General features: G+C 74.3%; 6 protein-coding genes. 3 read left to right on the top strand and 3 right to left on the bottom strand.

Going from position 1 to position 10,947, the window contains the following annotated elements; genetic code table 11:
* On the bottom strand, positions 1–2,227 hold a 2,227-nt coding region (locus DLJ47_RS28810), incomplete at its 3' end, for a sensor histidine kinase (protein WP_109904635.1).
* On the bottom strand, positions 2,214–3,404 hold the full coding sequence (locus DLJ47_RS28805) for a hypothetical protein (protein WP_109904633.1): 1,191 nt from the start codon (positions 3,402–3,404) through the stop codon (positions 2,214–2,216). The genes DLJ47_RS28805 and DLJ47_RS28810, both read right to left, overlap by 14 nt.
* Positions 3,405–3,786: 382 nt before the next feature.
* On the opposite strand from DLJ47_RS28805, the gene DLJ47_RS28800 reads away from it, so the two are divergent.
* From DLJ47_RS28800 to DLJ47_RS28790, 3 genes are all read left to right on the top strand, one after another.
* Entirely contained in the window at positions 3,787–6,657 is a 2,871-nt protein-coding gene (locus DLJ47_RS28800; protein WP_109904631.1) for an alpha/beta fold hydrolase, read from the top strand.
* Positions 6,657–7,562 carry an ABC transporter permease gene (locus DLJ47_RS28795; protein WP_109904629.1) on the top strand — a complete coding sequence of 302 codons (906 nt, stop codon included), beginning with the start codon at positions 6,657–6,659 and terminating at the stop codon, positions 7,560–7,562. The genes DLJ47_RS28800 and DLJ47_RS28795 overlap by 1 nt, the downstream gene beginning before the upstream one ends.
* A gap of 153 nt (positions 7,563–7,715) precedes the next feature.
* Positions 7,716–10,151 carry a choice-of-anchor D domain-containing protein gene (locus DLJ47_RS28790; protein WP_109904627.1) on the top strand — a complete coding sequence of 812 codons (2,436 nt, stop codon included), beginning with the start codon at positions 7,716–7,718 and terminating at the stop codon, positions 10,149–10,151.
* A gap of 94 nt (positions 10,152–10,245) precedes the next feature.
* On the opposite strand, the gene DLJ47_RS28785 is transcribed toward DLJ47_RS28790, so the two are convergent.
* Entirely contained in the window at positions 10,246–10,818 is a 573-nt protein-coding gene (locus DLJ47_RS28785; RefSeq protein ID WP_109904625.1) for a DUF4232 domain-containing protein, read from the bottom strand.
* Positions 10,819–10,947: the final 129 nt, after the last annotated feature.

Here is a 10,947-nt window from a genome sequence, read left to right as displayed (position 1 = left end):
CTCCGAAGCCGTCCGGTGCGCTGATCTCCAGGAACGCGGTGGCTCCGGCCGGCGCGCCGGCCACGTCACCGGCACCGGGCCGATCGGACCCGCCGGCCACCTCGCCGGCGAACTGCCCGGGCTCCCCGGGCGGGCCGCCGGCGCCGAAGGCGTCCCAGGACTCGGCGGACTCCAGGCTGCGGGTGGCCCGGCCGAGCAGCCCCGGGTCGAAGCCGGCTGGCGCGTCCGCCGCCGGGGACGGCGCGGCTGCCGGCCGCCCCGCGACCGCCGCGGCCAGCGTCCGCCCGCCCGTCGCGTCGACCACCCGGGGCGGCAGCCGCCGCTCCCGGGCCGGCACGGTGGCCCGCGCCACCGTGGCACCGGCCCGCTCGGTGGGCGGTACCACCAACGCGGCCAGCGGTACGTCCAGCAGGACCGTCACCCCGCCGCCGATGGTCGGGGTCAGCCGTACCGTCCACCCGTGCCGCCGGGCCAGCCGGCCCACCACGAAGAGGCCGAGCACCTCGGTGGGGGCGAGGTCGAGCCGCTCCCGCCGGGTGAGCCGGGCGTTCTCCTCGGCCAGCCGCTCCGCGGTCATGCCGATCCCCTGGTCCACCACGGCCAGTCGGGCGCCGGCGCCGGTCAGCTCACCGGTCACCACCACCCGGGTGTGCGGCGGGGAGAAACCTGTGGCGTTCTCCATCAGCTCGGCCAGCGCCAGCACCAGGTCGCCGACGGTGCCGGGGGCGGCCGAGACGCCGGGCGGCACCCGGACGTCCACCCGGGTGTAGTCCTCGATCTCGCCGAGGGCCAGCCGTACCACGTCGCCGAGCGGCACCGGCGCCACGTGGGCGTCGGCGCCGGTCGACCCGGAGAGCACCACCAGGCTGCCGGCGTTGCGGCGCAGCCGGCTGGAGATGTGGTCGAGCCGGTACAGGTGCTCCAGCCGGGCCGGGTCGGTCTCCTGCCGTTCCAGCCGGTCGATCAGCGCGAGCTGCCGGCCGACCAGGTTCTGGGTACGCCGGCCGACGTGGCCGAACATCTGCGCCACGTTGCGCCGGCCGGCCACCTGCCGCTCCACCAGCCGGGCCGCGGTGGCCTGCACCCGGTCGAACGCCCGGGCCAGGTCGCCGATCTCGTCCCGGGCCCGTACGTCGACCGGATCGAGCCGCACCGGCGGGACGTTCTCGGTGTCGTCGTCGACGACCCGGACCAGCTCGGCCTCGGCGAGCCGGGCCACCCGGTCGGCGGAGCGGGTGAGCCGGCTCAGCGGCCGGGCCACCGTCCGGGCGACCGCGACGCTGAGCAGCAGGACCACCGCCAGGATCAGCGCGGCCAGTCCGCCGACCAGGTAGGCGGCGGTCAGCGCCCGGCGCTGCTCGCCGGTCACCTCGGCGAGCACGTCCGCCACGATCTTCTTCTCGATGAACTGGCCCAGGGTGATCATCGAGCGGGCCGACGGGAAGAGCGCGTCCAGCGTCACGTTCCGGACCGCGCCGGACGGGTCGATTACGCTGGTGGTCAGGAAGTCGGCGCTGGTCCGGGCGGCCACCGCCGCGTCGTTCAGCACGGCCAGCTTGAGCTGCTCGGGGGTGATCAGGCGGCGGAACCGGCGGTTGTCCACGGTGAGCGCGGACATGCAGGCGACGAAGGCGGCGTTGGTCGTCGGATCGTTGCTCGCCTTGACCAGCACGATCAGCGTGGCGCAGGCGCCCAGCCCCTCGTCGGCCCGCAGCAGCGCGTCCAGGGCGAGCACCTGCCGCCCGGCCGCGGTCTCGGTGTCCACACTGAACGGCAGCCGCAGGGACTCGATCAGCGCCAGGTCGACCGGCCCGTACGCGTCCATGATCTGGCTCGGGGTCGCGGTGCCGGCGAGCACCGCGCGGCGCAGGTCGGTCAGCGACCGCACCCCGTCCAGCGCGTCGGCGACCGGTGCCGGCAGCCCGTCGCCCTGTTCGGCCCGCAGGTCGGCCACCCGGTCGTCCACCGTGGCGCTCTTGCGCACCAGTTCGGTGCGGCTGACCCGGCCGAGCAGCAGGCCGACCGAGAGGATGCGTTCCTGCTGCAGGTCCTGCACCAGGGTGCCGATCCGGCTGGCCAGCCGGACCCGTTCGGCGATGTCGCCGGCCCGCTGGGCGGCGGCCACCCGGTCGATCACCACCGGTACGGCGAGACCGACAGTGCTGATCAGCGGGATGACCACGAGCAGCGCGAGCTTGCCGCGGATGCGGAGCCTACCGAGCAGCATCGACCGACCCCCACTGCGCGGCGACCGGGTCGCCGGCCGGGCCGACCGGCTGGAGCGGGTGGGGCTCGTCGGGGCGCGAACCGGCCGGCGGTCGCCACGGGTCGCTCTCCGGCGCGGCGACGGCCTCCGCCCGGGCCCGCCGCATCTCGGCCGCGCGGCGCCGGGCCCGGCGGGCCGCGGCGAGCAGCACCCCGCCCAGCGTGGCCAGCAGCAGGACGGCGAGCCCGACGGCACCCAGCGCGAGCCGGCGGTCCTGGTCCAGCGCGTCGACGCGCTCGGCGAGCAGGGCGTCGAGTTCGGCGAGGATGACCGGCTGGAGCTGGGTGGCCGCCGCCTGCGCGTTCAGCCGGGCCGCGGCGACCTGCGTCGGGTCGACCACTCCGGTGCGGGCGGCCGGGTTGGAGGCGGCGGCCAGCGCCTCGACCGCGCGCTGGTAGGTGTCGAGCGGGGTGAGCACGTTGGTGCCCAGGTCGGTGCTCTCCGTGTTGTCGACCGCCGCCCGCAGGTCGGTGACCAGATCGTCGGCGGGGGTCAGGGCGGCCACCCGGAGGGCGGCGAGGTCGGTGGCGGTGCGCAGCCGGTCGGCGGCCGGCCGGCGGGCGGCGAGCGCGGTCAGGTCGGCCAGCCGCCCGGTGGCGACCACCGCCTCGGGCAGTTCCTGACCCGCCCCGTCCTGCAGGAAGAAGGAGTCCGACCCCGGGTCGCGGACCAGGCCGGAGCTCTCCCGTACCTTGCGGTACAGGTCGAGCAGCAGGTCGGTGACCTCGCTGTACGCCGCGAACGCGGCCTCGGGCTCGGCCGGCGGCCGGTCGCGCAGCGCCTCCAGCTTCGCCCGCAGCCCGGCCCAGCGTTCCTGGCTGCGCAGCTCGCTGCCGATCCGGGTGTCGACAGTGGCGGCCGCCTCGACCGCGCGGGTCAGCGGTTCCCCGGGCACCGGCCGGCCGGCGACCGCGGCGGACTGGGCGTCGACCAGCGCGTCGGTGACCGGGGCCAGGACCGACAGGTAGGTCACGCCCAGCCGCTCCCGGGCGGCCAGCGCCCGGTCGTCGTCGGTGTGTCGCCAGGTCAGGCCGAACAGCAGCGCGACCGGTGCCAGCAGGGCCACCACGAGCAGCGGCGGCAGCAGGCGGGCCGGTGCGGAGGGTCGGCGACGGGCCCGCGGGGCGGGGACGGTCATGGTCGGTTTCCTCCGGCGGGTGCGCGGGAAGGGGAAACGGCCGGTGCGGGAGTGTCGTGGGTGGAGTCCCGTCCGCCGGACCGGAAACGTAACCGAACCTCCCCGCACAGTTGCCCCCCGTCAATCAGTCGTCTTCGCGTCACTTCGCGCCATGTCACCTGACATGCAAGAGGCGAGTACGCTCCGTGCGATTCACGGAGTGACATGGATGGATCGGCGAGGTTTCCGCCGAAGATCCGAATTCACGTGATCCGAATTCGCCGCGCTGGGACGGGGCTGGACCGTGCGCGGACGCACCGCGCCGGACGCCGATCGGGGCAACCGGACGGACGTACGGAGGATCTCAGCCAACGCTCAGCCTCCGGCCCGTACCGTGTGCCGCATGAGATCGCCGTTGTCGGCCGCGCGGATCCGGCGTGCCCTGCCCACCCGCCGCCGTCGCGTGGTCGCCGCGGCGGCGGCCGTCGTGCTGCTCGCCGCCGCCGTCACCTGGGCGGTGTGGCCGCAGGAGCCGCCGGTACGCGCCGAGGCCGCGGTGCTCACCGTCCGCTCCGGACCGGCCGGGGACCAGCCGGTCGACCTGGACACCACGCTCTACCTGCCCGAGGGCGCCTCGGCCGGCCGGAAGGTGCCGGCGGTGCTGCTGGCGCACGGCTTCGGCGGCACCAAGGACTCGGTGCGCGCCGACGCCGAGGAGTTCGCCGGGCGGGGTTACGCCGTGCTGACCTGGACCGCCCGCGGCTTCGGTCGCAGCGGCGGGCAGATCCACCTGGACCACCCGGACTACGAGGTGCGGGACGCCGCTCGGCTGCTGGACTGGCTGGCCGCGCGGCCGGAGATCCGTACCGACGCCGCCGGGGACCCCCGGGTCGGCGTGGTCGGCGGCTCGTACGGCGGCGGCCTGGCGCTGCTGCTCGCCGCGCAGGACCGGCGGGTCGACGCGATCGTCCCGATGATCACCTGGAACGACCTGTCCCGGGCGTTCCTGCCGGAGAGCAGCGGCCGGGAGCCGGTCGACGGGGTGTTCAAGAAGGGTTGGGCCGGGCTCTTCTTCGGCGGGGGTGGCAACGCCGGCACCGGGCCGGCCGGGCTCTCCGGGACGGCCGCCGCCCGGCCGGAGGGCGCCCCGGCGTCCGCGGGCCCGCCGGCACCCGGGCCGGGCGCCGGGCCGGGGACCGGTCCGGGCGGTGCCCCGGCCGGGGCCGCCGACCCGTCCTGTGGCCGGTTCGCCCCCGACGTCTGCGCCGCGTACCTGCGGATCGCCACCGCCGGCCGGGCCGACCAGGCCGCCGTGGACCTGCTGCGCCGCTCCAGCCCGGCCGGTGTGCTGGACCGGATCACCGCGCCGACGCTGCTGGTGCAGGGCGCGGCGGACACCCTCTTCCCGCTGAGCGAGGCGGACGCCAACGCCCGGGGCATCGCCGCCGCCGGCACCCCCGTCCGGGTCGCCTGGTTCACCGGCGGCCACGACGGCGGCGAGGGGCCGAAGACCGACTCCGACCGGGTGCGGTTCCTGACCATCCAGTGGCTGGACCACTACGTCAAGGGTGCGGGCGACGCTCCGGGCGACGACTTCACCTGGTCCCGGATCGCCGGTTTCGACGCCCTCGACCGGGGCCTGGTGGCCACCGGCTACCGCACCGGCGACTACCCGGGCACCGCCGGCGACGCGCGCCGGGAGATCGCGGTGGCCGGCCCGGCGCAGCCGATCGCCAATCCACCGGCCGGCAACCCGGCGGCCCTCTCCTCGGTGCCCTTCGCCGGCGAACTCTCCGCGCTGCTCGGCGGGGTGGCCGGGGACGTGCCCGGCCAGCACGCCCGCTTCGAGTCGGCGCCGCTGGCCGAGGCCGTGGACGTGGTCGGCTCGCCCACCGTGTCGGTCCGGGTCGCCTCGCCGACCGGCGAGGCGGTGCTCTTCGTCAAGCTCTACGACGTCGAGCCGGGCGGCACGGCCACCCTGCCGAACGGGCTGGTCGCCCCGGTCCGGCTCACCGGCCTGCCGAGTCAGATCGACGCGGCGCGGCCGGTCACGGTCACCTTGCCGGCGATCGTCCGGCGGATCGAGGCCGGGCACCGGCTCCGGGTGGTGGTGGCCACCTCCGACCAGGCGTACGCCACGCCGGTCGAGCCGACCGTCTACACGGTGGCCCCCGGCGACGGGCCGGTGACCCTGCCCACGGTGACCGGCGAGCCGATCCCCACCACCGCCACGATCTGGCGCTGGGTGCTCGCCGGGCTGCTCGCCGCGATCGCGGTCGGGCTCGTCGTGGTCGTCGCCGTGGTCCGCCGCCGGCACCGCCGCCAGGACAGCTCCGTCCATCCCGGGTACGCGGACACTCCGCTGGCCGTGCGCCAGCTCCGCAAGGAGTACGCGGACGGCTTCGTCGCGGTCTCCAACGTGGACTTCGAGGTGCACCCCGGTCAGGTGGTCGGCCTGCTCGGCCCGAACGGCGCCGGCAAGACCACCACCCTGCGGGTGCTGATGGGGCTGACCCAGCCGACGGCCGGCGAGATCTACGTCTTCGGGCACCGGCTGGTGCCCGGTTCCCCGGTGCTGTCCCGGATCGGCGCGCTGGTGGAGGGGCCCGGCTTCCTGCCGCACCTGTCGGGCCTGGCCAACCTCAAGGCGTACTGGCGGGCGACCGGCCGGCCGGCGGCGGACGCGCACTTCGACGAGGCGCTGGAGATCGCCGGACTGGGTGACTCGGTGCACCGCAAGATCAAGAACTACAGCCACGGCATGAAGCAACGGCTGGCCATCGCCCAGGCCATGCTCGGCCTGCCGGAGCTGCTGGTGCTCGACGAGCCGACCGACGGGCTCGACCCGCCGCAGATCGCCGAGATGCGCCGGGTGCTCCAGCGCTACGCCACCGACGGCCGGGCGGTGCTGGTCTCCAGCCACCTGCTGGCCGAGGTGGAACAGACCTGCACGCACGCCGTGGTGGTGAACAAGGGCCGGATCGTGGCCGCCGGCCCGGTCGAGGAGATCGTCGGCGAGTCGCCGAGCGTCCTGTTCGAGGTGACCGACCCGGACGCCGCCCGTACCGTGCTGGACCGGCTGGACGGGGTGCGGGTGCTGCCCGACGGCGAGGGGCAACTGGTCGTGGACACCAACGGCACCGCCCGCAGCGAGGTGGTGGCCGAGCTGGTCCGGGCCGGGATCGGGGTGGACCGGGTGGTGCCGCGGCGCCGCCTGGAGGACGCGTTCCTCGCCCTGGTGGGCGAGAACTCTCGGGGAAGCGGGGACCGGTGATGGCGGGCTCTCAGGTCGAGGCGCGGTCGGACGGCGCGAGCGGGACCGGCTCGATCGGCGCGGCGCCGGGCTACCGGCCCTCGGCCACCCTGCCCTTCGCGGCGGAGTTCCGCCGCCAGGCGTCGCGGCGGCGTACCCAACTCGCGCTGGGGTTCATGGTGCTGCTGCCGCTGATCATCCTGATCGCGTTCCAGTTCGACTCCGGCGACGACGACGACAACGGGCGCGGCGAGTTCGGCAGCCTGATCGAGTTCGCCACCAGCGGCGGGCTGAACTTCACCCTGTTCACCATCTTCGTCTCCGCGTCGTTCCTGCTGGTCGTGGTGGTGGCGCTGTTCTGCGGGGACACGGTGGCCAGCGAGGCGAGCTGGGGCAGCCTGCGCTACCTGCTGGCGATCCCGGTGCCCCGGGCCCGGCTGCTGGCGGTGAAGCTGCTGGTGGCGCTCGCGTACTCGGCGCTGGCGCTGCTGCTGCTGGCCGGCACCGCCCTGCTGATCGGCACGTTGCGCTACGGCTGGGAGCCGCTGCGCAGCACGGTCGCCGCCCAACTGGAGCCGGGGGAGGGGCTGCTGCGACTGCTGGCGGTGCTCGGCTACCTGGCGGTCGTCCTGCTGGTGGTGGCCGGACTGGCGTTCCTGCTGTCGGTCACCACCGACGCCGCGCTCGGCGCGGTCGGCGGCGCGGTGCTGCTCTGGATCCTCTCCAGCATCCTGGACCAGATCACCGCGCTCGGCGCGCTGCGCGCCTTCCTGCCCACCCACTACAGCACCGCGTGGCTGGGGCTGCTCTCCACACCTGTGCAGACCGACGACGTGGTGCGCGGCTCGATCTCGGCGATCAGCTACGCGACGCTCTTCTGGGGGTTGGCGTTCTGGCGGTTCACCCGCAAGGACGTCGTGTCGTAGCGGTCGCCGCCGCGCCGACCGGATGATCTCCCGGCCCCTTCGGGCAGTTCCGGCCCGGCCCGTCTTGCCCGCCGACGGATCGATGATCTACGGTCCGCTGGCATTTCCCTGCACAACGAGACGGGGGTCTTCTTGCGTACCTTTCGTGGTGCCGTGATCGGCACCATCACCGCGATGGTCGCGGTGACGGCGGTGGCCGCTCCGGCCAGCGCCGCCGTGGCGCCGGCCGCGCCGTACACCGCGTTGACCGTCGACGGCAACCCGTACTCCTGGTGGCACCAGGGGTCGCGGGTCTTCGACCAGGCCGGCGGCGCCGCCTTCACGGTCACTCCGGGCGCCGGTGACCAGCTGGACTTCCGCGCCGACCAGGCCGGCGACGCCTGGACGTTCCGGATGTCGCCACCGAGCGGTGAGACCTGGGCCGTCGGGACCACCTACGAGCTGACCGGGGTCGAGTCGGCCGAGGGCTTCGCCTTCATCGACGTCGCGCACAACGGTGCCACCTGCGCCGAGACGCCGGGCTACCTCTCCGTCAGCGAGGCCACCCGGGACGCCGGAACCGACCGGCTCACCTCGTTCGCCGCCTTCTACGTGATCTCGTGCGGCTCCAGCCGCCACGACCTGTTCGGCGAGATCCGGTGGAACTCGACCGTCGGCTACGTCGCCGCCGGCACCGACACGATGTCGCACAACTTCGGCGACCGCACCGTCGGCGGCCCGGCGGCGAGCCGGACCATCACCGTCCGGTCGATGGGCTCCGACCCGGTGGAGTACGGCACGGCCGAGATCCACGACACTTCGGCCCCTTACTCGATCACGGCCGACACCTGCTCGGGCACGACCCGGGCGGCCGGCGAGACGTGCACCGTCACGGTGAGCGTGCAGCCCACCAAGCTGGGCGGCGCCTGGACCTCCCTGCGGCTGCCCGACAACACCGTCGTCGGCGAGCGGTTGGTGCAACTGGGCGTCAACGGCGTCGACCCGCGTACGGTCACCGTCTCGCCGGCGTCGCTGGCCTTCGGTGACCAGTACATCGCCGAGACGGGTGGCACCCAGTCGGTGACCGTGACCGGCACCGGTGACACGCCGATCACCTTCGGCGCCGCCACCATCGGCGGCACCGACGCCGCGTCGTTCGGCGTCAAGGCCGACACCTGCAAGGGCGCCACCCTGGCGAAGAACCAGACCTGCCGGGTCGACGTGGTCGCCAAGGCCGCCGGCGGGGGAGCGCGGAGCGCCACCCTCCAGCTGCCGAACGACAGCCTCACCAACCCGCGTACCGTGCCGCTGACCCTCAACGGCGTGGTGGGCGCGCGGGGCACCTACTACCCGCTGACGCCGGTGCGGATCATGGACACGCGCACCGGCAACGGCGCCCCGAAGGCCAAGCTGGGCCCCAACGGCACGGTGAACCTGCAGGTGACCGGGCGGGGCGGGGTGCCGTCGACCGGGGTGGGCGCGGTGGTGCTCAACGTGACCGTCGCCGAGCCGACGGCGTCGAGCTACCTGACCGTGTACCCGGCCGGGCAGGCGAAGCCCACGGCCTCGTCGCTGAACTTCGGCAAGGGCTGGATCCGCTCGAACTCGGTGACGGTGGCCGTCGGCGCCGGCGGCAAGGTCGCCATCACCAACTACGCCGGCTCGACCCACGCGATCGTCGACGTGGTGGGCTACTACGCCAGCGACAACACGCCGATCATCAGCGGCGTCGGCGTCGGTGGGCAGTTGCAGCCGGTCGTGCCGCGGCGGCTGTTCGACAGCCGGAGCGACTGGGGCAGCAAGCTGCCGGCCGGGAACCAGGTCCGCCTCGCCGTGAACTACGGCCCCGACGCCAACTGGCGGATGCGGGCCGTGGTGGTCAACATCACCGCGGTGTCGCCGTCGGCCAGCGGGTTCCTCACCGCGTGGAACGGCGAGTGGCCGGAACCGACGACGTCCACCGTCAACTACGGGGCCGGGACGGTCACGCCGAACCTGGCGGTCGTGCCGGTCCGGCACTGCACCGACTGCCCATGGGGGGTGGATCTGCCGACCTTCGGCGTCTACACGCACAAGGACACCCACGTGATCGTCGACATCGTCGGCTTCATCGACGACGGCAGCCTCGCCAACGGTCTGCGCTTCGACCCGAAGACGCCGACCCGGATCGTGGACAGCCGGATCGGTCAGGGCCTGCCCACCAACCCCGGCCCGGCCGTGATCGGCACGGTCACCGCGCCCGGATCGGTGGTGGCCGACAACACCCGGGCGCTGGCGCTCAACGTCACAGCGGTCAGCCCCACCGCCAGCACCTACCTGAAGCTGTGGCCGAACGGCATCACCGGCATCGACCAGCCGGACGTGAGCAACCTGAACGCCGCGGCGGGACAGACGGTGGCGAACGCCGCCGTCACCCTGATCGGCCCGACCGACCGGTTCAACGTCTACAACCACTCCGGCACCACCGGTGTGGTGGCCGACGTCGTCGGCACGTACTGGCTCTACCCCGGCACCGCCAGCGGTTCCGCCGGGCAGGGCGTCTCCGGTGACACCTCGCGGTCGCCGTACCGGCTCGGGGACCTGCCCACGCCGGACAAGGTCCGCAAGTGACCGGCTGGCCGGCAGCAGCACCGACCGGCGGTGGCCTTCGCGCAGGCGAAGGCCACCGCCGTCGTCCTGCTCGGGCGTCTTGCTCGGGCTCGGGCTACAGCAGCGGCGCCGACCGGGTGGGCTCCGGCGTTTCCGGGGCCGGCGGGGTCGGCGTGGGCGCCGGGACGGTGACCTTCTTCCAGGCGCTGACCCCGACCCGGCCGGTGTTGCCCAGGTCGATCGGGCCGTCCAGCTCGACGGCCTGCGGCGGCTGGCCGGCGGCCGGGGCCACCTCCAGGCGCTCGCCGTTGGTCGCGACAACTGTGGAGTCGGTGACCAGGTTGCGCCAGAGCAGGGCGGCGCCGGCCCGCTCGCCCGGTTGCAGGATCAGCGGCCGGGGCGGGTCGTCGAAGCCCGAGGTGATGCCCTTCGCCCCCTCGACCACCTGGACCGGGATCGCCGCGCCGTCGCCGTCGAACAGCCGCAGGGACGGGTAGCCGTGCACCGGGTACGCCGCCGTACCGCAGTTGATCAACTCCACGCCGAGCGCGCGCAGGCCCATCGCGGCCTCGGTCCCCAGGGCCCGGATCCGGACGCCCGAATCCGGGCACCGGTCGGGCCCGTCGGTTGCCGGTCCCGTCGGGCTCGCCCCGACCGTTCCGGACGCGGCCGGCCCGTCCCCGCCCATCCCGGCGTGGTCGCCGGTGCAGGCACCTGTCTCTTATACACATCTCCGAGCCCACGAGACCGGAGCCTACCTCGTATGCCGTCTTCTGCTTGAAAAAAAAAAAACGTTTTTTATCGAAACATTAATGAA

It is taken from the genome of Micromonospora sp. S4605 (genome assembly GCF_003176715.1).
Classification (GTDB): domain Bacteria; phylum Actinomycetota; class Actinomycetes; order Mycobacteriales; family Micromonosporaceae; genus Micromonospora; species Micromonospora echinaurantiaca.
Note: the sequence above shows the minus strand (reverse complement) of the source record. Positions and strands in the feature narration are given on the sequence as shown.